The following is a 24,504-nucleotide window of genomic DNA, read 5'->3' on the forward strand; positions in this document are numbered from 1 at the left end:
AATAAAAAAAGTAAATTAATAATTATGAAAATAAAAAATACTAAAAACAAAAATATATAGAAAATATATAGATGATAAAGGTAATTTAATTTTATGTTTGTTAAATAAATTAAAGGACGTGAAAAAATGGAATTGACAATGGATAATGTTGGCCAATTAGAAATTAATCAATTTTTAGGTGAAAAGATTGCCTGTAGGTGTGGGAAAATTCATTATATGAATGTTGACAAAGTTATTATCGAAAAAGGTGCTATTGAAAAAGTAGCGGATGTTGTAAAAGAGTATTGTTCACAAAAGGCGTTAATTGTTGCTGATTCTCATACATATGAAGTTGCAGGTAAACAAGTGACGGAAATTCTTAAAGCGAATGAGTTGAAGTATAAACTGTTTGTTTATAATGTGACTCATGATTTAGTACCCAATGAAGAGGCAATTGGTAATTTGTTGTTGCAGGTTGAAGGGGATACGGACCTTTTGATAACGGTGGGGTCGGGAGTATTAAATGATTTGGTGAAGTTTGTCAGCGAAAGAACTAAGATTCCTTCCATTATTGTAGCCACGGCGCCATCGATGGATGGTTTTGTTTCAGATACTTCTGCTTTGATTATTGATAATTTGAAAACTAGCGTGAAGTGTAGTTTGCCAAAAGTCATCATCGGCGATGTGAATATTTTAAAACAAGCACCGAAGCGTATGATTCTGGCTGGTTTAGGCGATATGATCGGTAAGTACTCTGCTCTGATTGATTGGCAATTAAGCCGTTTGATTAATGGTGAGTATTATTGCCAGGTTACAGCGAAGATATCTGCTGATGCCATAAAGAAGTGTGTGGATCATATTAACGGCATAGATAAGCGGGATGATTTAGCAATTCAAAATATTATGGAAGGATTAATACGCACCGGGATTGCTATGAGTTATGTCGGCAATTCACGTCCTGCATCAGGTTCCGAACATCATATGTCGCATTATTGGGAAATGATGTTTTTATTTGCTGGCAAAGAAGCCTTGCTTCATGGAACAAAAGTGGGTTTGGCCAGTATCATTATTGCCAGAATGTATGAATTGCTTGCGAAAGAGAACGTTGATTTTGATGAAGCAATACGTAAAATCAAGATGTTTGATGAAAAACAATGGACGGAAGATATAAAGAAATTTTATGGGAAAGCAGCAACAGGAATTATTGCGAATGCTCAAAAAGACCAACGTAATTTTATTGAAAAACGGTTAAAAAGAGTTCAGATTATACAGGAGCATTTTCCGGAGATTATTGCACTTGCAAAAACAGCAAAGTCGGTTGATTTTATCAAAAATCTAATGAAAAAGGCCAATGCTCCGCTACGGCCGGGAGAAGTGGGCATTGATGAGAAAATAGTTTATAACAGTATAGTGATGGCAAAAGAGGTACGCCAGAGGTATACGATTTTAAATTTGCTGTCGGATTTGGGGCTGTTGGAAAAATATGCAGAACAAATGAATTGCTTTATTCAATAGAGCAATTCATTTAAATAGAGAGGACATCAAAATGGAAAGTTTTTTGTTGGCATTATTTGCAGCGTATGTTATTCAATCGTTGATGGCTTATTTACAGATGGCACATTTTAAAAAGATCGTCAGGGAACTCCGCGCAAAAGGTATAGTTGGTATAGGCGCAAAGAAGCGAAAATTGATGGCAGGAAATATTGTTATTTTAGTTAGTGATCAATCCGGTGATATTGTGGAAGCTTGGACCATGCGAGGCGTCAGCGTATTTGCCAGATTTAAAAAGATAGAAAATATTCGAGGACTATCCTTACATGAATTACGGAAACAGACATTAAACGAAAAAGATCCGGCGTTGGTAGATGCTTTAAATCAGCTGGAAGCGCAGCTTATATAATTTTGAACCTCTCGTTTTGATGTTTTTCACGGCGAATTTATACATGAGTATAAATTACAGCCTTTTTTTGGACGGAAGGAGATGGGCCGGTATAAGTTTGATTTTTATAAGCAGGGGAGATGGTACTAAAAAAGTTCGCAAAGTTGGGGGCGCACTCTTAAACCAAGATTGATGTCCGAAGGGGGAGACCGTAGTTGGAGAATACGGGAACAGATTTTATTGACTTGTCTAATATTAATATATTAGGAGGATTTCAATGGAAACATTAGGCGTTTTAGCAGCAGGGTTTATTGCGTTGTTTCATAAAGGCGGAGAAAGTTTTGTAGGTATGGTCACGACGATGCTTCCTACATTGATTGTGCTCATTACGGCGGTAAACGCATTGATTAATATTATTGGTGCAGAGCGGGTAGATAGATTTGCCCGTTTAACAACAAAAAATATTATCTTAAGATATTCAATTTTCCCAATTCTTGCAATGTTTTTTTTAGGGAATCCGATAGCGTATAGTTTTGGCAGGTTTTTACCGGAAAAATATAAACCGGCGTTTATGGACTCTGCAATAACTTTTTGTCACCCAATTACAGGGTTATTTCCACATGCCAATCCGGCAGAATTGTTCGTATGGCTGGGAATTGCCAATGGAATTACGCAATTGGGACTATCCACCGCTGAATTAGCTGTGCGGTATTTCATTGCAGGTGTTATTGTTATTTTTATCCGTGGTGTTTTGACTGAAAAAATTACGCTATATATGTTAAGAAAATCAAAAAGCAAACTCCTGGGAGAGAATTTTTCGGCGTAAGCCCTAACTAATAAGATGTAAAAGATAAGATATTTAATGATGTCTGATGAATCACGTAGTCTTTGACATTATTCAAGGGAGGAAAAAGTAGTTATGAGTAATGCGATTAAAATTGAAAGAGGATCCAATGGATGGGGTGGACCTTTAATCATAAAATTAACAGAACAAAGAAAAAAGGTTGTTTGTATTACCGGAGGAAGTTTGCATCCTGTTGCCGTGAAAATTGCCAAGTTATTAGGTGCTGAACTTGTAAATGGATTTAAGACAGGGGTGCCTGATGAGGAGATTGCAGTAGCGATCGTAGACTGCGGCGGAACGCTGCGGTGTGGAGTGTACCCCAAAAAAGGAGTACCGACGGTTAATATCACATCAGTTGGAAAATCAGGACCTTTAGCGCAATATATTCAAGAAAATATCTATGTATCAGATGTAAAAGAATCAACCATTTATTTAATAGAAGGCGAGAGTGCTTATATAGCGACAGAGAGTGTTCCAACGGAGATTTCAACAGTACCCGCTGTGGAAGAGCCGGAACAGAAAGGCAATATTTTGGCCAGATTTGGTAAAGCTGCCGGTAGTATAGTATCGATTTTCTTTCAGGCTGGCCGCGATACCATTAATATGGTTATTGCAAGTATATTGCCGTTTATGGCGTTTGTCAGCATGATTATTGGTATTATTCTGCAGTCTGGTTTGGGAGATATTATCGCTAAATTCATTTCTCCTTATGCCGGCAGTTTGCCAGGTCTGTTCGCTATTTCGGTAATTTGTGCTTTGCCGGTATTATCACCCTTGCTCGGACCTGGTGCGGTTATTGCACAAGTTGTTGGTGTATTGATTGGGGTCGAAATTGGTGCCGGACATATTCCGCCTCAATATGCATTGCCGGCACTTTTTGCTATTGATGCACAAGTAGGCTGCGATTTTATGCCGGTTGGATTAAGCTTGATGGAAGCAAAACCGGAAACTATTGAAACGGGGGTACCGGCAATATTAATTTCACGTGCAGTTACTGGACCGATAGGGGTAGTGGTTGCTTATTTTGTTGGTATTGGATTATTTTCTTAAGTCTCGCATTCAGTCATTGCTAGTAAGGAGAGCGGTATGTATGAAATATGAAGTTGAGATTATTAATATTGGACCATTGTCAAAAGAGTTGTTGGCTGACGGAAATTTAGTTATATTTGATAAATGCCCAAATGAAGCGTTGATGGAGATTTCCGTGATGCATACCAGGGGGGAAATTAAAGGCGCAATCGAAGTAGGAGATAGGGTGACATTAGGTAGCTTTATATATCAAATTACCGCTATTGGTGAAGAAGCCTTGCATACGTTGAAAGAATTGGGACATTGCACGTTTAGATTCGACGGTGCTGATGTGGTTGACTTACCTGGACAAATTGCATTAAAGGGAGATAAAGTACCTGAATTACAAGTAGGAAATATAATTTGTATTGAATAATTTTGATATAAATGCGGGATAGTTAATAAAATTCACATAAAAATAGGAGAACTCCATGGAAAACTTGGGTAAAATTAAATGTTTTTTACTTGATATGGACGGTACAATTAACTTGGGAGCAAAGTTATTGTCTGGTTCAGGTGATTTTATAAATTATTTAAAAGAAAGTGGCAGGGATTTTATCTTTGTTACAAATAACTCTTCCAAAAATGGCCGGCATTATGTACAAAAGATGCGAAATTTAGGAATTGATTGTAGCAGTAACAATGTGTTGACTTCTGGGGAAGCTACAGCGAATTATCTGAATAGCCTAAAACCAAAAGCGAAGATATATCTGATAGGAACTCCGGATCTGGAAGAGGAATTTATTAATTGGGGTTTTACGTTAACTGCGGAAAACCCTGATTATGTCGTGCTTGGATTTGATATGACATTAACGTATGAAAAACTTGTAATTGGTTGTGACTTAATCCGAAAGGGAGTTACTTATATTGCAACACATCCTGATTTTAATTGTCCGACGGAAACTGGATATATCCCCGACTGTGGTTCAATGATTGAATTAATTAAAGCTTCCACGGGAAAATTACCGAAAATAATTGGCAAACCGAATGACCTAATTATTAAAAGCGCCTTTCGGAAAAGACCACAATATAAACTGGAAGAGTTTGCCATGGTTGGTGACCGTCTGTATACTGATATAAAAGCGGGTGTGTGCGCCGATATTACTTCGATTTTAGTATTATCTGGCGAAGCGGCGATGAAAGATGTTGAAGAATCGGATGTTAAGCCGACATTTATTTTTGACGGTGTCGCTACAATTTATCAAAAACTAAAAGAAGCAGATGAAACAAAATAAAGATAATAAAAGACTATGAGAAGAATGAAACAGTAGGTGAAGCTAAAGAGCTTTATATTTTAATGACGCATAGGCGTCATTTTTTTTTATGCCGTTAAAAAATTCTTGGAATTTGAATATATAAGGTAAAGGGGTAGCGAGGTGAGAATATGGGGGAAAACCAAATTGCTGTACCAATGGATGTATTTTTAAAGATTATTGAGGGACAAGCCCGGATTGAAGCCAAGCTGGATACGCACATCAGTACGGAATCGACCCTGGAAAATCGCGTATATGCCCTGGAAACCGATGCAAACCAGGCGAAAGGAGGGCGAAGGATGCTAATGTGGATTATACCGGCTATTTCCGGGTTGGCGGCCATAGCTGGGACGGCCATCACATACGCTGTGACCGTAGGGAGGTATATTGAGCAATTTAATCATTTGGGGGTGAAGTAAAACGCCGGTGTACTGCCGGTGGAACTATAGCTGGGATTGGCGAATAGCACTCAAGGGGGTGCAAAAACGGTAAAAAGTGGTCAATTTGCCAGAACGCCGGAAAATTATGGTCAGCATATAGTGGCTATAGCAAAAAAACAGTTGTGCTTTAAATTGTGGACTGATGAGGTAAATCCCGTTGTCGGCTCCAGTAAAAAGCTAGTCTTTTGGGGATTGCCAAATGGCTTATTTTTATTGGCATTGATTCTGTATTCTGGGATTTATAAAGAAATAAACTCAAAAAAGAAATGTAAACTAATTTAGTAAAACCTTATTCAAAATTAACAAATGTATTTTGTGAGAATACAAAAGTGCTTACTTGTTTATTCGCTATTAATTTTTTAATTATTTTAATAATTTTTTATTATTATAAAAGGGATTTTTTATTATTTACAGAATATATAATTAAAATCTAAAAATTCTTTCCGGGAGAATCGAGATGAAATCGAAACGATTGCTTGAAACCTATATTCCGTTAGTCAACTTTATTGCTGATCTTATTGGTCCCCATTGTGAAGTTTTGCTGCATGATATTGTTGATGTGCAAGAGTCGGTAATGGCCATTCGCAATGGATACATAAGCGGACGAACTTTAGGCTGTCCCCTGACCGATTTGGGTATTGAACTGTTGGAAAATAAGGCGTACTTACATCAAAATGCGCTGATTAATTATTTAAGCTGCACAGCCAACGGAGAGAAATTAAGATCCTCTACTTATTTTATTAAAGATGAAAATAACGAATTACTTGGTATGTTATGTGTAAATATTCTTATTTCGCAAGATAATCAGATTGCGAAAGATTTAACAACGAAGCTTATGCGAATTTTGTTTGAAAATCAGGCGGCCGAAACTTCGGCCGTGAATGAAGAGGAAAAAATAGTCGAGTCGTTAAACACATCGGTCGAGAATGTAGTGGAGTCGGCGATAAAAAAAGTGCTCGAGCAATATGACGTGCCGGTGGAAAGAATGTCTCTCGATGAAAGAATTTCGTTTGTGCAAAGACTGAACAACAACGGTATTTTCAAGATAAAAGGAGCCATAGCGAAGGTGGCAAGTGTGCTGCAAACATCAGAAAGCACGATTTATAGATATTTGTCGTCTAAATAGCGTAGTGGCGGTGCTTTAAAATAACATATTTTTTTATGGTTGAATGATAAAAAATTCTTACTATAAAAATAATTTTTTTAGTTTAACTTTGATTTTTAGGTAGTTAACTGCCTTTAAATAGTAAGTCAGTATTGTTGGAGCAAATATTTTTTATTTAGGAGGAGAAAAAATGAAAGAAGTAATTAAAACCGACTTAGCCCCGCAAGCGATCGGTCCTTATTCTCAAGGCAGAATTTCCGGAGGCTATCTGTTTTGCTCCGGTCAAATTCCGATTAATCCCGCAACAGGGGAAGTGGTTGACGGCGGAATTGAAGCACAGGCCAAACAGGTAATGGAAAATCTCAAACAAATTTTGCTGGCGGCAGAAATGAATTTTGACGATGTTCTAAAAACTACGGTCTTTATTACCGACATGGGCAATTTTGCTGCTGTAAATAAAATTTACGGGAGCTATTTCACCGACAAATTGCCGGCCCGCTCTTGTGTCGCTGTGGCAAGTCTGCCGAAAGGAGTGTTAGTGGAAATCGAATTGATTGCCTGCAAACACGCATAAGGGGAGTGGCGGAAATGGATTTGTCATTGGGGGACATAAAAAAAGCCCAGGAAACACTAAAGGGGGTGGTTGTCCGCACCGAACTGGCCTACACAAATACGCTGAGTGAAATGACGGGAAACCGGGTCTATCTAAAGATGGAAAATCAGCAGCGGACAGGATCTTTTAAATTGCGGGGCGCCTACAATAAAATTGCCAATTTGAAGAGCGAAGAAAGAAAAAATGGAATCATTGCCTCATCGGCAGGCAATCATGCTCAGGGAACGGCGCTGGCAGGCACTCTTTTCGGGATTCAGTCTACCATTGTTATGCCGAAAAGTGCACCGCTGTCAAAGGTAAAAGCGACGAAAGGCTATGGCGCCAAGGTTGTACTTCATGGCGAGGTGTATGACGATGCCTATCAGGAGGCATGCCGTCTGCAGCAGGAACAGCAATTAACGTTTATTCATCCTTTTAACGATCCGATGGTTGCGGCTGGACAAGGGACAATTGCCCTGGAGATTTTAGAAGATTTGCCCGACGTGGAAGCTGTCGTTGTACCGGTTGGCGGCGGCGGACTGATTGCCGGCATCGCCGCGGCAGTTAAAAACGTAAAGCCAAGCGTAAAAGTGATTGGTGTCCAGACTAAAAATATGCCATCCATGGTGGAAGCGGCAGCCCAAAAGAAGGTGAGCACCTGCAACGGTATTCCCACTGTGGCGGATGGAATTGCTGTGCGGACTCCGGGGGATTTTACCTTTGCTATGGTTGAGCGTTATGTTGACGATCTGGTAGTAGTAGACGAAGAAGAAATTGCCAGCGCGATTTTACTGCTGATGGAGCGTGTCAAAACGATCGCCGAGGGAGCCGGCGCTGTTTCCGTCGCAGCGGTGCTAAATCGGCTGCCGTATTACAAGGACCGTAAAATAGCTGCCTTGCTCAGCGGCGGCAATATCGATGTCAATATGATGTCCCGTATTATTAACCAGGGACTGGCGAAATCGGGGCGCAAAGTAGTCTTTGATATGGTGATTCCCGACAAACCGGGTTTTCTTTGCCAGTTGTTAAAACTGACTGCAGAAACAGGCGCCAATGTCTTAGATATCAGCCACAACCGGGAGGCGCGCGGCGTGGCATTAGGTTATGCAAAGGTTCAATTGGAATTGGAGACAGCCGATCAGGAACAAATTAATGCGATCCAAGTGGTTATGGAAGAACACGGGTATTCTGTAAATATTATATGATATTCAGGAGGGAAGAGAATGAAAGAAAGAGAACTTAACCGTGGGCTGAAAGCGCGCCATATTGAGCTGATTGCTTTAGGCGGAACAATTGGTGTCGGATTGTTTATGGGTTCGGCGAGTACCATTAAGTGGGCGGGTCCTTCGGTAATGCTTGCGTATGCCCTGGCCGGCATCGTCATGTTCTTTGTTATGCGGATCATGGGGGAAATGCTTTATCTCGAACCGGTTACCGGCTCTTTTGCCACCTACGCGCATAAGTACATTAGTCCCTGGGCGGGCTACCTGACGGCTTGGTGTTATTGGTTTTTATGGGTTACGGTAGGAATGTCGGAAGTTACGGCAATTGGAATTTATGTGAATTATTGGTTTCCTCATTTGGCGCAATGGATACCGGCCCTGCTCGGCGTTGCACTGGTTGCAACGGCGAATTTAGTTTCCGTAAAATATTATGGAGAATTCGAGTTTTGGTTTGCTCTGATCAAAGTAGCTACCATTGTGGCTATGCTCGTAGTTGGCGCGGGCGTAATCTTTTTGGGAATCGGCAATGGTGGCCACCCAATGGGCATCGGCAATCTATTTAATCATGGCGGCTTTTTTGCCGGCGGCTGGGAAGGATTCCTATTTGCTCTGTGTCTGGTAACCGCAGCGTATCAAGGCGTAGAACTGGTCGGCATTACTGCCGGTGAAGCGGAAGATCCTAAAAATACTTTACGCAAAGCAATTAAAAATATTATTTGGCGTATTTTAATCTTTTATGTTGGTGCTATCTTCGTAATTTTAGCTATTTATCCCTGGAATCAAATCGGTACCATCGGCAGCCCGTTTGTTATGACGTTCGCTAAAGTAGGCATTGCTGCAGCAGCGGGTATTATCAATTTCGTAGTGCTTACCGCAGCGATGTCCGGCTGCAACAGCGGCATATACAGCGCGGGAAGAATGCTTTATACACTAGCGGAAAATGGACAGGCGCCGAAATTCCTCGGCAGGGTTTCCGACAGCGGTGTTCCCAGCAATAGTATTAAAATCACCATTGGCTGTCTGCTTTTGGGTGTATTTTTCAACTATATTTATCCTAACTCCAAATTATTTGTCTATATTTACAGCGCCAGCATTCTACCCGGCATGGCTCCCTGGATCGTGCTATGTATCAGTCAGCTCAAGTTTAGAAAGAAATGGGAAAATGAAATGGGCTCTCATCCGTTTAAATCCGTACTGTTTCCCATTAGTAACTATATTACGCTGTTGTTTTTAGCCTTTGTATTAGTCGGAATGTGGTTTAATCAGGATACACAGGGCGGGTTAATCGCCGGCGCCGTATTTTGCGCCATCGTTTCGGTATATTATTATGTTTCCGGAATCAGCAAAAGACAGGTGGCAGAACCGGGTCCTGCCCTTGAAGAGGGAGAACGTGCTAAATAAGCGGGAATGGCCTTAACGAGGCTTGGGAGGAAGTTATGAAAGGCGTATTTGATATCATTGGTCCTGTCATGATTGGGCCATCAAGCTCTCATACGGCAGGGGCAACCCGGCTTGGTAAAATAGCCCGGGCAATTTTAGGGGAAGAACCGTCCCGGGTTTTAGTAAAGCTGCATGGTTCTTTTGCCAAAACCGGCCGCGGGCATGGGACCGATAAAGCCATTGCTGCGGGCTTGCTTGGGTTTTCTTCCGATGATGAGCGCATACCCGAAGCGCTGAATCTTGCAGCGGCGGCGGGTATGAAAATTGAGTTTGTCAGGAAAAATCTTGCCAATGCCCATCCCAACACCGCCGTGATTGAAATGATTGGCAAGTCGGGCCGGCAAGCTTCAGTAATGGGCTGTTCGGTTGGCGGCGGCAATATTATTGTTACCCGGATCAACGGCTATCAAGTGGAACTTACCGGCGAGTACGCCACCTTAATTACCATCCACGAGGACCGACCGGGAGTCGTGTCGCATGTAACCCAAGTATTGGCACAGGAAAAAATAAATGTGGCCTTTATGCGTGTTTCCCGGCAGGAACGTGGCGCCGAAGCCTTGATGATTTTAGAATCGGATGAGCCGATTTCCCGCCAAGCCTATGATGTTGTAGCTAACATACCCGCGGTCGAGGTAGCTATGTTAGTATTACCTAGCTAGGAGGCAAGAATATGGAGCGGTTTTCCACATTTATGGATTTAATGATGTTAGCGAATAAAGGGCAGAGATTGTTATCGGAAGTAATCATAGAGTATGAAGTGCAAAAAAGCCGGACCGACCGGGAAGCTGTCTGGCAGCAAATGGACCAGTGCCTGACCGTAATGGAAAAAGCGGTGGAAAAAGGGAAGAACAGTCAGGAAAAGTCAGTCAGCGGAATGGTTGGCGGCGATGCCAGGCAGTTTGGCGAATATACCAGGGAAAATGGTCTCTTGGGCGGAGTTGTGCAAAAAGCCATTCAGTATGCTTTGGCTGTCAGCGAAGTGAACGCCCTGATGGGGCGCATTGTCGCCAGCCCCACAGCCGGTTCTTGCGGCATTTTGCCCGGGGCGCTGCTGGCTGCCGGCGAGGTGCTGAATGCACCGCGCGGGAAGATTGTCGCCGGATTATTTACCGCTGCCGGGGTAGGGCTGATTATTAACGAACATGCCTCGCTGGCCGGCGCAGCCGGCGGCTGCCAGGCGGAATGCGGTTCGGCGGCCGCCATGGCTGCGGCCGCAGTTGTGGAAATGGCCGGCGGGACGCCGGATCAATCAGGACAGGCCATGGCCCTGGCTCTGAAAAATATGCTGGGCCTTGTCTGTGATCCCGTGGCCGGTTTAGTCGAAGTGCCTTGTGTGAAACGCAATGCCTTTGGGGCCGTTCAGGCTCTGGTCGCGGCTGAACTGGCACTGGCGGGCATAAAAAGCGTAATTCCTCCGGATGAAGTTATCGCGGCTTCCTATGAAATTGGCTGCCTTTTACCGCCAAGCCTGCGGGAAACGTCCGACGCGGGCCTGGCCAAAACACCAACAGCCCAGGAAATTGAAGCCAAACTTTTTGCGGAAAAATAATTAAAGCATTCTAACAGGGTCGCATAGTACTCAACCGGCAAGTACTATGCGACTATTTGCGGATCATTGGAGGAGGATTTTATGAGCAGTATGAAGAGAAAAATGAAAACAATGGACGGAAATACGGCGGCAGCGCATATTTCCTATGCTTTTACAGATGTGGCCGCCATTTTTCCGATTACGCCGTCGTCCAATATGGCGGAAAGTGTTGACGAGTGGGCGGCACAGGGCAGAAAAAACATTTTCGGGCAGACCGTCGAGGTTGTGGAAATGCAGTCAGAAGGCGGAGCCGCCGGAGCCGTACACGGTTCTTTGCAGGCAGGGGCATTGACAACTACCTATACCGCTTCGCAAGGGCTTTTGTTAATGATTCCGAACATGTATAAAATTGCCGGCGAATTACTGCCGGGAGTCTTTCATGTCAGCGCCCGGGTGGTTGGCGCCAACGCCATCAGTATTTTTGGCGATCATTCCGATGTTATGGCCACAAGACAAACCGGGTTTGCTTTGCTGGCGGAAAGCAGCGTGCAGCAAGTTATGGATTTGGCCGCGGTGGCGCATCTGTCGGCCATCAAGGGAAGAGTTCCGTTCCTCAATTTTTTTGACGGCTTCCGGACTTCCCACGAGATCCAGAAGATAGAAATGCTGGAATATGACGAATTGGCCGCCTTAGTCGATAAAGAGGCCCTGAATGAATTCAGACGGAGAGGGTTAAATCCCGATCATCCGGTCTTGCGGGGAACCGTTCAGAATTCCGATATCCATTTCCAGCAGCGGGAAATAGCGAATCAATATTACCAGACCCTGCCGGAAATTGTAGAAGACTATATGCAGGAAATCACCCGGCTTACGGGACGGGAATATCATCTCTTTAACTACTATGGAGCGAAAGATGCCGACCGCATGATTGTTGCCATGGGTTCCATGTGTGAAGCCATTGAAGAAGTGGTCGACCATTTGAATGAACAAGGAGAAAAGGTTGGTCTCCTGACCGTTCATTTGTACAGACCGTTTTCAATTGAGCACTTCTTTAAATATATCCCTAAAACCGTGAAAAAGATTGCGGTGCTGGACCGCACCAAAGAAATGGGCTCGCTGTCCGAACCGTTATATCTGGACGTAAAAGCGGCATTTTATACCAGTGAACGGCATCCCGTTATTGTTGGCGGCCGCTGCGGGGTTGGCGGTAAGGATGTAGTGCCGGCGCATATTCTGGCGGTTTATGAAAATCTTAAAGCGGAGCAGCCCAAAGATAACTTTACCGTCGGCATTATGGATGACGTAACCTATACATCGCTCTCCTGGGGAGATGATATTGACACGACGCCGGCAGCAACGAAAGCCTGTAAATTCTGGGGCCTGGGCTCGGATGGAACAGTGGGAGCCAATAAGAGTGCGATCAAAATTATTGGCGACCATACCGACATGTATGCGCAGGCTTACTTTGCCTACGACTCGAAAAAGTCCGGCGGGGTTACCATCTCGCACTTGCGGTTCGGCAAGCAGCCGATCAAAGCGCCGTATTTGATTAACAAAGCGGATTTTATTGCCTGCCATAACCAGTCCTATATAGATAAATATAATGTCCTGGAAGGCTTAAAGAAGGGCGGCAGTTTCCTTTTAAACTGCACCTGGAATGCCGAGGAGCTGGATGCAAATCTGCCGGCCCCGATGAAACGCTATCTTTTCGAAAATCAAATCAGCTTTTATACAATCGACGCGGTGGGCATCGCCCAGAAGATCGGGCTTGGCGGCAGAATTAATATGATCATGCAGGCCGCTTTCTTTAAGATCGCTGCTATTATTCCGGTGGAAGAGGCCGCCAATTATCTCAAAGAGGCTGTCGTAAAATCTTACGGTAAAAAAGGCGATAAAGTGGTTGCCATGAATCATGCCGCCATTGACGCGGGGGTAAATTCCTGCGTCAAGGTCTGTGTGCCGGATGCCTGGGGAAGAGCTCAGGAGGCAGTGGACCATGGCAGCCAAGTTCCGTCATTTATTAAAAATGTTTTAATGCCTGTTAATCGCCAGGAGGGCGATAAACTGCCCGTAAGCGCCTTTGCCGAGATGGTAGACGGCACGTTCCCCCTGGGCACGGCGGCTTACGAAAAGCGCGGCATTGCCATTAATGTGCCGGAGTGGCAAATGGATCAATGCATTCAGTGCAACCAATGCTCGTATGTGTGTCCCCATGCCGCCATCCGGCCTATGCTGGTCAATGAAGCAGAGCGGCAAAATGCGCCGGCGGACTTTAAGGCCAAACCGGCTGCCGGAGCCAAAGAATTCCACTTCCACCTGGCTGTGTCACCGCTTGACTGTACCGGCTGCGGCAATTGCGCCCAAGTTTGTCCGGCCAAGGAAAAGGCGCTGATTATGAAGCCGCTTGACAGTCAATTAAGCCGGGCGGCGCTTTGGGATTACGCCATGAATTTGTCTCCTAAAGAAAATCCTCTGAACAAGGAAACCGTTAAGGGAAGCCAGTTTGAACAGCCCCTTCTGGAGTTTTCCGGTGCCTGTGCGGGCTGTGGCGAAAGCCCGTATGCGAAACTGGTAACGCAATTATTTGGCGACAGAATGATGGTCGCGAATGCCACCGGCTGTTCTTCCGTCTGGGCCGGCAGCGCTCCGTCCGTACCTTATACCAAAAATCACCGCGGCCATGGCCCGGCCTGGGGCAACTCTTTGTTTGAAGATAATGCCGAATTCGGCCTGGGTATGCTGATGGGGGCTAAACAGGTAAGAAATAAATTGGCGCTGGATATTGAAAAAGCCGTTACGCTTAATCTCGGCCAGGAGTTCACGCTGGCCGCCGAAGAATGGCTGGCTAATAAAGAGCAGGCGCAAGGTACCCGGGAAAGAGCGGATAAATTGATTACGGCTTTGGAAAAGGTTAAAGGAAAGGATCCCTTGCTGAATGAAATTTATCAAAATAGGGACTTCCTGGTAAAAAGGTCCCAATGGATCTTTGGGGGCGACGGATGGGCTTACGACATCGGCTTCGGCGGGTTGGACCATGTGCTCGCTTCCGGTGAGGACCTGAATGTTTTAGTCTTTGATACGGAAGTCTACTCGAATACAGGCGGACAGTCTTCCAAAGCGACGCCGACGGCGGCTGTCGCCAAATTTGCCTCAAGCGGGAAACGGACTAAGAAAAAAGATCTGGGAATGATCGCCATGAGCTATGGCTATGTATATGTAGCGCAAATTGCTATGGGCGCCGACAAAAATCAGACTTTGAAAGCCCTTCAGGAGGCGGAGGCTTATCCGGGACCGTCCTTGATTATTGCCTATGCTCCCTGCATTAATCACGGCCTCAAGGCCGGTATGGGCTGCAGCCAGCTGGAAGCCAAACGGGCTGTGGAAAGCGGTTATTGGGGGCTGTACCGGTATCACCCGGAAAGAAAAAAAGCCGGTCAAAATCCGTTCATCATGGATTCGAAAGAACCAACCGCTGACTTTACGGAATTCCTTATGGGGGAAGTGCGGTATTCGGCTTTGAAAAAGCAATTTCCGGATATGGCGGATGCTCTGTTTGAAAAGACCGAACAGGATGCGCGGGAAAGGCTGGCGAGATATAAATTATTAGCCGAAAAGAGCATTTAATCCCGCCTTTCGCAGTCCTATTGTGGCCATAAGTTTAGGATGTGAAATATGATTCTAAACAGTGCCAGGGGACCTGAAAAAAATGTCAGGTGTGTAAAGGTTCAAAAAAGGCTCAGTTTGCAGTTATTGCAAGCTGAGCCTTTAATTTTAAGAATTAGCAGGTGGCCCCGCCGGTTAAGTGCAGTTTGGCATCCAGAATTTCCTGTTTTCTGGTTAGGATTTCATCGGATAGCACTTGCGCTTCCACGTTTTCAAAACCAAGTCTTTCGATGGTCTGCGCAAAGCGCTCGCCGGTTTTGCCTTTTTCCCGGTAAAGGAGAATCGCTTTTTCAATTACTGCCAAGGCTTCTTGTTTATCGGTAAAGACTTTGTTTAATGTTTTACCCTGGGCTACCTGTTTGCCCCATCGGCCGCCGAGGTAGATCTTATAACCTTGTTTTCCATCTGGAATGGCATCAAAATGGCATTTTCCAATACATTGTCCACAATTGTTGCATTGGTCCGGGTTAATTTCCAAAATACCGCCGGTGACAGCAGCGGCGTTTATAGGACAAGCATCCACAACCGAGCATTTTTTACAGCCGTTACAGCTATCTTCATCAAAATTAGGAATTCGCTGGCCGATAATGCCGATATCGTTTAAGTCCGGCTTTACACAGTTATTTGGACAGCCACCGACGGCAATTTTCAGTTTATGGGGCAATTTCACGGCAGCATAGCCATTATAAAACCGTTCGTGAATTTCTTCGGATAAAGCGAAGGTATCTATAAGGCCATACTGACAGGTTGTACCTTTGCAGGCGACGACAGGACGCACCTTCGAACCGGTACCGCCGGTTACGAGCCCTTCTTTGGCAATGTAAGAGCGGAAGTCTGCAATCTTTTCGTAGGGAATCCCCTGGCATTCCACGGTAAGCCTTGTTGTAAGGGCAATGATGCCATTGCCGAATAATTCGGCGGCTTCTGCGATACATTTAATTTGGGCGGCAGTAGTCACACCATTTACGGTAATCACCCGTCCGGAAAAATTGTCGGTGCCTTTATTGCTTAAGAATCCCAGTGCCTTTACTTTCTTTTCATCTTCTGCGCTAATTGTTAATGTAGCCATAATTAGATCCTCCCAATGTTAGTTGTCAATTTCATTAAATGTTGTTCCGCCTTCCAGGACGAGCGTGTTAGTATAACCAAAGTATTTTAGACGATTTTGCAGTAAATAGGCCCGTTTTCCCTTCGTGCAGACTAACAGCAATTTATCGTCTTTCGGAAATTCGGGGAGTTCGCCGTTTACTGCTGTCAAATCAATAAAAGTGGCTCCGGCAATCGACGGCTGCAGGGAAGCATCAATCATTTTATAATCAGCGGCTGCCCCGTTTCGGTAACCTGTCGGTGTAATGGTTTCGAATTCGCCGCTAATTTTATTTAATAATATGTTTACACTATGAGAAAATGGATGAATCGCCGTGGAAAATGGAGGAGCATAGGCTAAATCCATATTTTCCAAAGCCTCTAAGGTAGCTCCCAGGGTGAGTGCGGTTACGGCAATGTCGACCACTTTATCGACGGCGCCTTTGCCTAGCACTTGGATTCCTAAAAAATTTTTAGTTGTCTTGTCGGCGACCATTTTTATGATAAAGGAAGAAGCTCCCGGATAATAGTGAGCTTTGTCATCGACTACGGTGATAACGCTTATCGCATCGTAGCCGTTCTTTATAGCATCTGCTTCAGTTAAACCCGTTCTGCCGACATTTAACTCTGGTAATTTTGCAATCCCTGTACCAAGTACCCCGGGGTACGCAATTTGTTTACCGTTAATGTTTTTGGCGGCGATTCTTCCTTCGATATTGGCGGAAGATCCCATGGGCGACCAGGCGGGAGCTGTGGTAATCCGATTTGCAACACAGGCGCAGTCCCCGATGGCATAAATATCGTTATCGTTTGTCTGTAGATAGTTGTTTACCTTAATCGTGTGATTTGGCATGAATTCAATCCCGGCATCTCTTAGAAAAGAGGTATTTGGCCGGATACCCAGTGAGAGAATGACAGCATCCGCTTTCATAGCGCGTTTTCCGGTTTGCACCTTTTCAACCTTGTCGACACCTAAAATCGCCTCGAGTTTTGTAGCGGTAAACGTCATGATGCCGTTACTGGCAAGATGGTTTTCTACATATTCAGCAATTTCCGGGTCAAATCCCGGCAATATATGTTCCGCCATATCGATAACAGAAACTTTTACATTTTGTTGTGCCAGGTTTTCAGCAACTTCCAGACCGATAAATCCGCCGCCGACCACTACGGCCCGGTTCACTTTTCCTGTATCCACGGCAGCTTTTAAGGCGACGGCGTCATCCGGTGTACGCATAAAGTACACACCGTTTAGATCAATGCCGGCAATAGGCGGTTTAACCGGTTCTGCGCCGGTAGCGATGATCAGCTTATCGTAGGTAAAGGTAGAAGTTTGATTTGTGTTTAAATTCAGGGCTTCTACCATTTTGGCACTGCGGTTAATTTTAGTCACTTCTGTTTCCGTGATGACCATAACCCCTGTCAGAGCAGAAAAACTGGCCGGCGTATTGACAATTAGCTGTTCACGATTTGCAATTACATGGCCCACAAAATAAGGAAGACCACAACCGGCATAAGAAATATCCCTGCTCTTTGTAAGGAGCGTTACCTCATCCGCTCTGTTTTCTCGTTTTATTTTTGCTGCTGCTTTTGTTCCGGCTGCAACTCCACCGATAACTAGGATTTTCAAGTTCGCCACATCCTTTGCTTAAGCATTTGCATATTTATATCAAGTAACATAATAACAATATATCACTTGTTTCTCTTTATTAAAAATGTTATTATCTTATGATAATCATAGGTAAAACCTATTAAGATTAAAATGCTTAAAGGAGAAAAAATGACGATTAGACATCTGAAAATCTTCATTGCTGTGGCGGAAACCGGGAAGATGAGTTCAGCGGCAGTAAAATATTTCATTTCTCAACCGTCCGTCAGCCAGGCAATCAAAGAATTGGAGACCCATTATGGAGTGTTATTATTTGAACGGATTGCGAAAAAGTTATATATAACGGATGCAGGAAAAAATTTGCTTAATTATGCAAGAGTGGCCGTAAAACAATTTGACGAACTGGATAAATACATGTTGGCAGAAGGCCATGCGGAAAAGATACGGATTGGGGCAACCGTAACGGTAGGGTCTTGTATGTTGTCTTCCATTCTGAGCCGTTTTAGGGAACGGATGCCCCAGGTGGAACCCTTTTGCTATGTAAATAACACAAGGTCGATTGAAGATAAAATTTTGAAAGCGGAGCTGGATATTGGAATTATCGAAGGGCAGGTCAAAAGCCATGACTTAGTCAATACTCCGGCCGTAAAGGATTATCTGGTTATTGTATGTGCTAAAAATCATAGGCTTGCGGGACGTAAGCGGGTCTCCCTGCAAGAGCTGAGAAATGAATTGTTTGTCATGCGGGAAGAGGGAAGCGGTACAAGAGAACTATTTGAAAATTACATGCACCAAAGTGGAGTGGAACTTAAAATCGGCTGGGAAGTAACTTGTCCGGGTGTAATAAAGGATATCGTATTGGAAAATAATTGCCTGGCGGCGATATCAATCAGGCTGGTGGCGGAAGAAATAAAAAGTGGCCGGATGTATGTCATCAAGAGTAAAGATAATGACTGGGACAGGTCATTTAACATCGCCTACTATAAAAATAAATATATAACTGACAGTATGAAATCAGTTATAGAAATTGTCAGGGAATACAACAGCACAGACATTTTACAAGGGATACGGGCAGGAATGCTTTTAAATGATTGATGCTAATAAAGCAAACAGGCAATAAGAAAGATATTCTTACTGCCTGTTTGCGTGTAATTTCATTTTTTGCAGTTCTCTGTCTTGGAGAGGGAACGATTTTTTATATTAAAAAAGGAGGTGTTCTTTTGCGCCCTCAGACACATTTAATAAATCGTTCCCCATTATTAACATATTAATCGGTTATTATAAATGTGACTTAGTATTCACCCCTATATCTTTTTTGCCGCTCATCAATGGCAGGGTTTTTGATACGCAGATAGAATAATGTAGAATAATGTCAATTGCTATTCTATTATGAGGAGGGGTCTTATGGTCAAACTGAATTCGTTAGTTGACTCGGCACCGGTGATTCAGCAATTAGTTCCAATTGATTGTTTTGTTATGATTACCGACTCGGAAGGGGCTGTTTTGGCTTTTGCTCCCGCGAAAACATTCGATATGCATACCGCGGTTGGAAACAAAGCGGCAACTGGGGGATCAGTTGATCAATGTTTGAAGTCTGGAAAAGTAGTAGACAAAAAACTGGGAAAAGACCTCTATGGTGTTCCCATTCGGTCCATAAGTATACCAATTTATGAAGAAGACCGGCTGGTAGGCGCCTCGGCGGTCGGAATCAGCCTGGAAACGCAGCAGACTTTACATGAGGCAGCTCAGACAGTTGCAGCTACGTCGGAAGAAATTACTGCTACCACGCAAGAACTGGCTGCAACAGCAACGCAATTGGCGCAAGACCTGGACAGCATAAAATCCAGCGGACATTTGGTTCAGGGAGAAATAAAGAAAACGGATGACATTCTCAAGTTTGTTAGTGAAGTTGCCGCAAATTCAAATTTACTTGGGCTGAATGCGGCGATCGAAGCTGCGCGGGCCGGTGAACATGGCCGCGGATTTGCCGTTGTAGCGGACGAGATTCGTAAAATGGCCGTAAATAGCGCGGACTCAGTAAAAGATATAAAGCAAATTTTGGGTACCATACAAAGAGAACTCACATCTATTATCAATGCGCTGAATGATGCGACCCTTCTTGGGGAGCGGCAGGCAGCGGCGACCGAACAAGTATCTGCTTCTATGCAAGGGCTGGCAGCTTCAGCTACTGAAATAGAGAAGGTTGCGGAAATAATTTAAAATATACCCCTAGGTTGGGCCCGGTCAAAAGCCGGGCTTTTTTAAATCGCTGAAAGACTACGTACGTCGGCGGAGTCTTAATTTTAGGCGGGCGAAATATCTTCATTTTTGACTTTCGCCGGCTCTTGAATTGAAAAGTGCTGGAGAGATTTTAGCGGGGAATATTCCAAATCATTATAAGCCGCAATTCCGTGCTCGCTCAAATCAAGTCCCACAATCTCGTCCTCTTCCGTAACCCGGATACCGACCGTTGCTTTTAACGCCCGGAACAGGGCATAAGTCAAACTGTAGCCTAAAGCGGAAACAGCAATTACGCCGATTGTTTGCACGAATAACAAATGCACCCCGCCGCCGTAAAACAGACCGCTCTTTTCGGCAAACAGACCTACTGCTATGGTACCAAACGTACCGCAAACACCGTGAACGGCAACGGCTCCGACCGGGTCGTCGAAATGCAGCTTATCTAATAGGGGCACCGCAATCACGATTAGTATTCCCGCAAAGGCACCAATGATTAAAGCGCTGACCGGTTCCACATAAGCACAGCCGGCGGTTATCGCGACCAAGCCGCCCAGGGCGCCATTGATTACCATGCTGGGGTCGGCTTTGCCATAGCGAAATAAGGTAAGTAATGCTGCGATGGTACCTCCCATGGCAGCTGACAAATTGGTATTGACGGCAATCTTAGCGATATTTAAATCCAGCCCGGACAGGGTGCTGCCCGGATTAAACCCAAACCAGCCAAACCAGAGAATAAAGGCGCCTAAAGCTGCCAGCGGTAAGTTGTGGCCGGGCATGACGGTAATCGCTCCGTCCTTGCCAAAGCGGCCGGTGCGTGGGCCGAGAACAGTGACGGCAGCCAAGGCGGCCCAACCGCCCAGCGCATGTACTACTGCCGAACCGGCGAAATCAAGCATTCCCATTTTGTTTAGCCAGCCACCACTGCTCCATACCCAGTGGCCGGCCAAGGGATAAATGAGTACGGTTGCCAGCAATGAAAAGATTATGTAGGGGGCGAACTTCATCCGTTCCGCTACCGCGCCCGATACGATCGTTGCCATAGCAATTGCAAAGGCAGCCTGGAACAACCAAAATGCGTAAACTGGTACACTTAGGTTCAGATGGGAAAAGTCTCCCTGCACTAAGAATCCTGAAATGCCAATGAGTCCAGCCTCATCAGCACCATACATAATAGCAAAGCCGCAAATAAAATAACCTATAATTCCTACCGTGCAGTCCATCAGCACTTTCATAATAATATTTAATGAATTCCGGCTGTGAATGAAACCTGCTTCCAGCGCGGCAAAGCCTGCTTCCATTAAAAATACCAGCGCTGCGCACAAAAGCACCCATACGGTGTTTAAGCCGATAGCTACTGAACTGATTGTTACCATTCCCATTCCTCCTTACTGGATATAAAAATAACGACGCCAAAAAAACAAGCCGATTATGACTTGTTTTTTTGGCGTCGTTGCCATCTATTTCATTAGCATAACATGAATTAATAATGAATGCTACTAATTAAACTAAAAATATAAAACAAATCGGACTAAATTATTTAAATTATCATTTAAGAGGTTGCAGGAATTGGCGGAGCCTTGCCGTAATATTAAAGATTAAAAAATTTATTCAACCCACATTTCGCACACTGAATGACAGAGGACTGCGAAAAGGGGATTCAACGGAATTCTTAAGCGCAAAATATTCAATGGAGGAATGATTTATGGAGCCCAAAATAACGAAGATAGAAATAATTACCCGCCCTGAAAAGCTCGAAGATCTAAAAGAAGCCATGAATGCCATAAGGGTTACGGGTATGACTGTCAGTCAGGTATATGGCTGTGGTTTATCGAAAGGCCATACGGAAGTATACCGGGGAATGGAAGTTTCGGTAAACTTGCTTCCAAAAATCAAAGTTGAAATTGTTGTTTGCGAAGTTCCCGTTGAAGCAGTACTCGAGGCGGCAAAAAAGGTTTGCCGGACCGGTAATATCGGCGATGGTAAGATCTTTGTTTATAATATTGATAACGCTATCAGAATTAGGACAGGAGAAGAAGGACCGGCTGCTATTCTAGACCGGTCGGAGGATATTCCTATCATTAATGAAAAAGCCTCAAAAGTTAAAAAGTAAAGTAGCATGCGCAATTTATAGGATTAATTAATAGCAAACCTCTGTTGTCAGATTCGGATAAAATCAGGCAACGGAGGTTTATTAATGGGTCCGTGGCTTTAATTATTTCCCGGAAATAGAATTAGAAGGGTGAGGCAAAAAGTAACAGAAAGGCCAGATGAATGAAATCATCTGGCTTACAATCTGGTCTATTGTTTGCGCGGGGAAGTAGTGGAACCGGCAGAACGGTTCAGCACTGCCGGTATGCCGATTATTGTGGCGGCTAGGAAAATGAAGCCGTAGCAGGTCAAAAAAGTCATGCTGATCCCTCCATATATTAGATAATGGATATTATCTAATATATAGTATTCTGAATTTGGCGGGATTGCTACATACGGCCTATACCTGCTCGGAAGCTTCTTCTTGTTTGGCATAGACGTCTTTTTCGAGTGCCGGTGAAGACCGTTTGTCATTGTAAGATGGTAAATTGGAAATGACGTGGATTTCCCGTTTGAACTTTTTACTGTCATGAATGGAATCTGGCAAAGAAATCACCCCCTTGGAAACTAGTTTGGATAAAAAATTGTTTTTTTATAATTTGCACTGAATTTAGCAGGAATATTTCAGACTATGCTTAATATTCTAACAATTAGGAGGGGTGCTAGTGAATATTAAGTCGACTAAACCGTGTTCCCAATCGAATTGTGATGGAATAATGGTTAAAGTACCTGACTTTGCAAGTATTACCGATCATTTTAAATGGGTATGTAAGAAATGCAACCATACAGAAGGCGGAGCTAAAACGGAGAATCAGACTAACAATAAAAATAATGTATAATTTACTTTTCAGCACGGGCTCAATGTTTTTATCTGAAATGGGCGGCCGAATCGGCCGCCCAGCAAGGAGATTGATATACTTGGCACTTACTTATTGCAGGTAGCGCAGTCGTTCTTCTTCCTAAGTTCTTTCTTGATGTTATTCAACTCGCAAGAAAACTCAAGATTTTTCTGAGTACACTGCTTGCAGTTTTCGGTTTTCAAGTGTATCACCTCCGTTATTGTAGTATATCCGGAAAAAGAGTTTTGATAGCTGTAAATATTAGGAAAACCATTTTGGCAGATGTATTATTTTTGCCATATAGTTGCCACAATTTATGATTATAATATAAATTAATTCTTAAGCCCCTTAAGGCTTCCATATAGAGGCCTTTATATTTATTTGCCCTTACTACGGTAGGGGCTTTTGTTTTTCGGGACGGGTAGCCGGATGAAAAGTAAAAAAAGCTGGGCAGCGGGATGCAACTGTATTATGATATAAATAAAAAACATTTGTTGTTTTGGAGGCGATAGGAATGTATTTCCAACCTTTATTTGAAAATGATGTTCCGGCAGTATTCCACTCCTAGCGGAATGGGAATGCGGGAAACGGATTGCCTTCCGTCTGGAGCAGACGCCGATTACATTAGACGGAGGGAAAACAATGCAGAAAAACTATAGGGGACAGGTTTATCTGGCGCTGGCCGCCAGTATTTGGGGAGGCCTGTATGTGGTTAGTAAAGTGGTGCTCACGGTAATTCCACCTTTGGAACTGGTGTGGCTCCGCTACGTGATTGCTTTGGCGGCGCTTGCGCTGACCGGTATAGTCACCCGTCAGTCCTGGCGCATACAAAAAAAGGATGTGCCGCTCGTTTTAGGGATCGGCATAATTGGTTATTTTCTTTCCATTTGGGCGCAATTTACCGGCACAAAGCTTTCGTCGGCTCAAATGGGAGCGATGATTACTTCAGCGACGCCCGCCTTTATGGTATTATTCGGACGTATACTGCTCAAAGAAAAGATCACCCTGCGTAAAGGCGTATCCGTATGCCTGGCAACAATGGGAGTTCTGCTCATTGTCGGAGTAGGAGCGATTGGCGATTCCGTCCGGCTGGGGGGAGCTATTCTGGGGCTGGCTGCTTTATCCTGGGCTCTTATGTCTGTTTTGGTCAAACAGGTTCCCCGGGATTATTCCCAACTGGTAGTTACAACTTATGCAATTTTGGCGGCGACGGTTGTGATGACGCCATTTGTGGCTGATTCGATTTGCCGGATTCCGCTGCCGGTGTTTTTGGAGCCGGCCGTCTGGGGAGGGATCCTGTATATTGGGGTTGTGTCAACAGCGGGAGCTTTTTATTTTTGGAATAAAGGGCTACAGACTGTTGATGCGGCGCGGGGAGGAATTTACTTCTTTTTTCAGCCTTTAACGGGAACCTTACTGGGGTGGCTATTACTGGGCGAGCAAGTCGGAATTTCGTTTTGGCTGGGTACCTTGTTGATTTGCAGCGGGGTTTTGCTGGTAATTAAGCCACAGTCATAATGACAGGTAGAGCGGGACCGGCATTTTCCAGGCAGGGAAGTGCCGGTTCTTTGTGATAAGGATTTATACTCGGGGGACAAATCTTTACAAGGCAAATCAAGTATTCTATAAT

23 protein-coding genes are annotated in these 24,504 nt (G+C 44.2%); 19 read left to right on the forward strand and 4 right to left on the reverse strand.

Going from position 1 to position 24,504, the window contains the following annotated elements:
• Positions 1-126: 126 nt before the first annotated feature.
• The 15 genes from LUCIF_RS12730 (at position 127) to nifJ (ending at position 14,975) form a co-directional block, all read left to right on the forward strand.
• Entirely contained in the window at positions 127-1,494 is a 1,368-nt protein-coding gene (locus LUCIF_RS12730; protein ID WP_122628282.1) for a sn-glycerol-1-phosphate dehydrogenase, read from the forward strand.
• Between the two features lie 31 nt (positions 1,495-1,525).
• The gene (locus tag LUCIF_RS12735; protein ID WP_122628283.1) at positions 1,526-1,879 is read left to right on the forward strand and encodes a transcriptional regulator GutM; all 354 of its coding nucleotides are present in this window, start codon (positions 1,526-1,528) and stop codon (positions 1,877-1,879) included.
• Between the two features lie 256 nt (positions 1,880-2,135).
• The gene (gene srlA, locus LUCIF_RS12740) at positions 2,136-2,684 is read left to right on the forward strand and encodes a PTS glucitol/sorbitol transporter subunit IIC (RefSeq protein WP_122628284.1); all 549 of its coding nucleotides are present in this window, start codon (positions 2,136-2,138) and stop codon (positions 2,682-2,684) included.
• Positions 2,685-2,777: 93 nt separating this feature from the next.
• Entirely contained in the window at positions 2,778-3,752 is a 975-nt protein-coding gene (gene srlE / locus LUCIF_RS12745; RefSeq protein WP_122628285.1) for a PTS glucitol/sorbitol transporter subunit IIB, read from the forward strand.
• 40 nt (positions 3,753-3,792) lie between these two features.
• Positions 3,793-4,146, forward strand: a complete 354-nt coding sequence (locus LUCIF_RS12750) for a PTS glucitol/sorbitol transporter subunit IIA (RefSeq protein WP_122628286.1) — start codon at positions 3,793-3,795, stop codon at positions 4,144-4,146.
• A gap of 55 nt (positions 4,147-4,201) precedes the next feature.
• Entirely contained in the window at positions 4,202-5,005 is an 804-nt protein-coding gene (locus LUCIF_RS12755; RefSeq protein ID WP_122628287.1) for an HAD-IIA family hydrolase, read from the forward strand.
• Between the two features lie 149 nt (positions 5,006-5,154).
• Positions 5,155-5,442 (forward strand): hypothetical protein, encoded by a 288-nt coding sequence (locus tag LUCIF_RS12760; RefSeq protein ID WP_122628288.1) that lies wholly within the window; start codon positions 5,155-5,157, stop codon positions 5,440-5,442.
• 36 nt (positions 5,443-5,478) lie between these two features.
• Positions 5,479-5,745: a hypothetical protein gene (locus LUCIF_RS12765; protein ID WP_122628289.1), complete on the forward strand. Its 267-nt coding sequence runs from the start codon at positions 5,479-5,481 to the stop codon at positions 5,743-5,745.
• Positions 5,746-5,920: 175 nt separating this feature from the next.
• The gene (locus tag LUCIF_RS12770; RefSeq protein WP_122628290.1) at positions 5,921-6,589 is read left to right on the forward strand and encodes a helix-turn-helix transcriptional regulator; all 669 of its coding nucleotides are present in this window, start codon (positions 5,921-5,923) and stop codon (positions 6,587-6,589) included.
• 169 nt (positions 6,590-6,758) lie between these two features.
• On the forward strand, positions 6,759-7,142 hold the full coding sequence (locus tag LUCIF_RS12775; protein ID WP_122628291.1) for a RidA family protein: 384 nt from the start codon (positions 6,759-6,761) through the stop codon (positions 7,140-7,142).
• Between the two features lie 14 nt (positions 7,143-7,156).
• Positions 7,157-8,365 carry a threonine ammonia-lyase gene (gene ilvA / locus LUCIF_RS12780; protein WP_122628292.1) on the forward strand — a complete coding sequence of 403 codons (1,209 nt, stop codon included), beginning with the start codon at positions 7,157-7,159 and terminating at the stop codon, positions 8,363-8,365.
• 18 nt (positions 8,366-8,383) lie between these two features.
• Positions 8,384-9,784 carry an amino acid permease gene (locus tag LUCIF_RS12785; protein WP_122628293.1) on the forward strand — a complete coding sequence of 467 codons (1,401 nt, stop codon included), beginning with the start codon at positions 8,384-8,386 and terminating at the stop codon, positions 9,782-9,784.
• Positions 9,785-9,819: 35 nt separating this feature from the next.
• The gene (sdaAB, locus tag LUCIF_RS12790; RefSeq protein ID WP_122628294.1) at positions 9,820-10,482 is read left to right on the forward strand and encodes an L-serine ammonia-lyase, iron-sulfur-dependent subunit beta; all 663 of its coding nucleotides are present in this window, start codon (positions 9,820-9,822) and stop codon (positions 10,480-10,482) included.
• Positions 10,483-10,493: 11 nt separating this feature from the next.
• The gene (gene sdaAA, locus LUCIF_RS12795; protein WP_122628295.1) at positions 10,494-11,372 is read left to right on the forward strand and encodes an L-serine ammonia-lyase, iron-sulfur-dependent, subunit alpha; all 879 of its coding nucleotides are present in this window, start codon (positions 10,494-10,496) and stop codon (positions 11,370-11,372) included.
• Positions 11,373-11,462: 90 nt separating this feature from the next.
• The gene (nifJ, locus tag LUCIF_RS12800; RefSeq protein WP_122628339.1) at positions 11,463-14,975 is read left to right on the forward strand and encodes a pyruvate:ferredoxin (flavodoxin) oxidoreductase; all 3,513 of its coding nucleotides are present in this window, start codon (positions 11,463-11,465) and stop codon (positions 14,973-14,975) included.
• Between the two features lie 154 nt (positions 14,976-15,129).
• On the opposite strand, the gene LUCIF_RS12805 is transcribed toward nifJ, so the two are convergent.
• Both LUCIF_RS12805 and LUCIF_RS12810 read right to left on the reverse strand, forming a co-directional pair.
• Positions 15,130-16,083 (reverse strand): ferredoxin-like domain-containing protein, encoded by a 954-nt coding sequence (locus LUCIF_RS12805; RefSeq protein ID WP_122628296.1) that lies wholly within the window; start codon positions 16,081-16,083, stop codon positions 15,130-15,132.
• Between the two features lie 18 nt (positions 16,084-16,101).
• Positions 16,102-17,727, reverse strand: coding sequence for an FAD-dependent oxidoreductase (locus LUCIF_RS12810; protein WP_122628297.1), 1,626 nt, complete (start codon positions 17,725-17,727; stop codon positions 16,102-16,104).
• Positions 17,728-17,877: 150 nt separating this feature from the next.
• Between LUCIF_RS12810 and LUCIF_RS12815 the strand changes: the two genes are divergently transcribed.
• Complete coding sequence (locus LUCIF_RS12815) at positions 17,878-18,801, forward strand: LysR family transcriptional regulator (RefSeq protein ID WP_122628298.1); 924 nt, start codon at positions 17,878-17,880, stop codon at positions 18,799-18,801.
• A 309-nt stretch (positions 18,802-19,110) separates the two neighbouring features.
• Entirely contained in the window at positions 19,111-19,926 is an 816-nt protein-coding gene (locus tag LUCIF_RS12820) for a methyl-accepting chemotaxis protein (RefSeq protein ID WP_165865992.1), read from the forward strand.
• An 83-nt stretch (positions 19,927-20,009) separates the two neighbouring features.
• Here the strand turns inward: LUCIF_RS12820 and LUCIF_RS12825 are convergent, their stop codons facing one another.
• Positions 20,010-21,320, reverse strand: a complete 1,311-nt coding sequence (locus LUCIF_RS12825; RefSeq protein ID WP_122628300.1) for an ammonium transporter — start codon at positions 21,318-21,320, stop codon at positions 20,010-20,012.
• A gap of 329 nt (positions 21,321-21,649) precedes the next feature.
• Here LUCIF_RS12825 and LUCIF_RS12830 point away from each other — a divergent pair, with 329 nt between their 5' ends.
• A complete protein-coding gene (locus LUCIF_RS12830; protein ID WP_122628301.1) occupies positions 21,650-22,057 on the forward strand; it encodes a P-II family nitrogen regulator in 408 nt (135 codons plus the stop codon).
• A gap of 378 nt (positions 22,058-22,435) precedes the next feature.
• Here LUCIF_RS12830 and LUCIF_RS26095 read toward each other — a convergent pair whose 3' ends face one another.
• Positions 22,436-22,582 (reverse strand): hypothetical protein, encoded by a 147-nt coding sequence (locus LUCIF_RS26095; RefSeq protein ID WP_165865993.1) that lies wholly within the window; start codon positions 22,580-22,582, stop codon positions 22,436-22,438.
• A 934-nt stretch (positions 22,583-23,516) separates the two neighbouring features.
• Between LUCIF_RS26095 and LUCIF_RS12835 the strand changes: the two genes are divergently transcribed.
• Entirely contained in the window at positions 23,517-24,392 is an 876-nt protein-coding gene (locus LUCIF_RS12835; RefSeq protein WP_122628302.1) for a DMT family transporter, read from the forward strand.
• Positions 24,393-24,504 lie beyond the last annotated feature (112 nt).

Source organism: Allolucifera butyrica (assembly GCF_900476375.1).
Taxonomy (GTDB): domain Bacteria; phylum Bacillota; class Negativicutes; order Sporomusales; family UPPP01; genus Lucifera; species Lucifera butyrica.

Excerpts from the sequence above, each read along its gene's own strand:
- sdaAA (WP_122628295.1), top strand. The coding sequence starts at position 10,494 with ATGGAGCGGTTTTCCACATTTATGGATTTAATGATGTTAGCGAATAAA.
- LUCIF_RS12775 (WP_122628291.1), top strand. The coding sequence starts at position 6,759 with ATGAAAGAAGTAATTAAAACCGACTTAGCCCCGCAAGCGATCGGTCCT.
- ilvA (WP_122628292.1), top strand. The coding sequence starts at position 7,157 with ATGGATTTGTCATTGGGGGACATAAAAAAAGCCCAGGAAACACTAAAG.
- LUCIF_RS12735 (WP_122628283.1), top strand. The coding sequence starts at position 1,526 with ATGGAAAGTTTTTTGTTGGCATTATTTGCAGCGTATGTTATTCAATCG.
- LUCIF_RS12760 (WP_122628288.1), top strand. The coding sequence starts at position 5,155 with ATGGGGGAAAACCAAATTGCTGTACCAATGGATGTATTTTTAAAGATT.
- nifJ (WP_122628339.1), top strand. The coding sequence starts at position 11,463 with ATGAAGAGAAAAATGAAAACAATGGACGGAAATACGGCGGCAGCGCAT.
- LUCIF_RS12730 (WP_122628282.1), top strand. The coding sequence starts at position 127 with ATGGAATTGACAATGGATAATGTTGGCCAATTAGAAATTAATCAATTT.
- LUCIF_RS12835 (WP_122628302.1), top strand. The coding sequence starts at position 23,517 with ATGCAGAAAAACTATAGGGGACAGGTTTATCTGGCGCTGGCCGCCAGT.
- LUCIF_RS12770 (WP_122628290.1), top strand. The coding sequence starts at position 5,921 with ATGAAATCGAAACGATTGCTTGAAACCTATATTCCGTTAGTCAACTTT.
- sdaAB (WP_122628294.1), top strand. The coding sequence starts at position 9,820 with ATGAAAGGCGTATTTGATATCATTGGTCCTGTCATGATTGGGCCATCA.
- LUCIF_RS12820 (WP_165865992.1), top strand. The coding sequence starts at position 19,111 with ATGGTCAAACTGAATTCGTTAGTTGACTCGGCACCGGTGATTCAGCAA.
- LUCIF_RS12755 (WP_122628287.1), top strand. The coding sequence starts at position 4,202 with ATGGAAAACTTGGGTAAAATTAAATGTTTTTTACTTGATATGGACGGT.
- srlA (WP_122628284.1), top strand. The coding sequence starts at position 2,136 with ATGGAAACATTAGGCGTTTTAGCAGCAGGGTTTATTGCGTTGTTTCAT.
- LUCIF_RS12750 (WP_122628286.1), top strand. The coding sequence starts at position 3,793 with ATGAAATATGAAGTTGAGATTATTAATATTGGACCATTGTCAAAAGAG.
- LUCIF_RS12785 (WP_122628293.1), top strand. The coding sequence starts at position 8,384 with ATGAAAGAAAGAGAACTTAACCGTGGGCTGAAAGCGCGCCATATTGAG.
- LUCIF_RS12805 (WP_122628296.1), bottom strand. The coding sequence starts at position 16,083 with ATGGCTACATTAACAATTAGCGCAGAAGATGAAAAGAAAGTAAAGGCA.
- srlE (WP_122628285.1), top strand. The coding sequence starts at position 2,778 with ATGAGTAATGCGATTAAAATTGAAAGAGGATCCAATGGATGGGGTGGA.
- LUCIF_RS12825 (WP_122628300.1), bottom strand. The coding sequence starts at position 21,320 with ATGGTAACAATCAGTTCAGTAGCTATCGGCTTAAACACCGTATGGGTG.
- LUCIF_RS12830 (WP_122628301.1), top strand. The coding sequence starts at position 21,650 with ATGGAGCCCAAAATAACGAAGATAGAAATAATTACCCGCCCTGAAAAG.
- LUCIF_RS12815 (WP_122628298.1), top strand. The coding sequence starts at position 17,878 with ATGACGATTAGACATCTGAAAATCTTCATTGCTGTGGCGGAAACCGGG.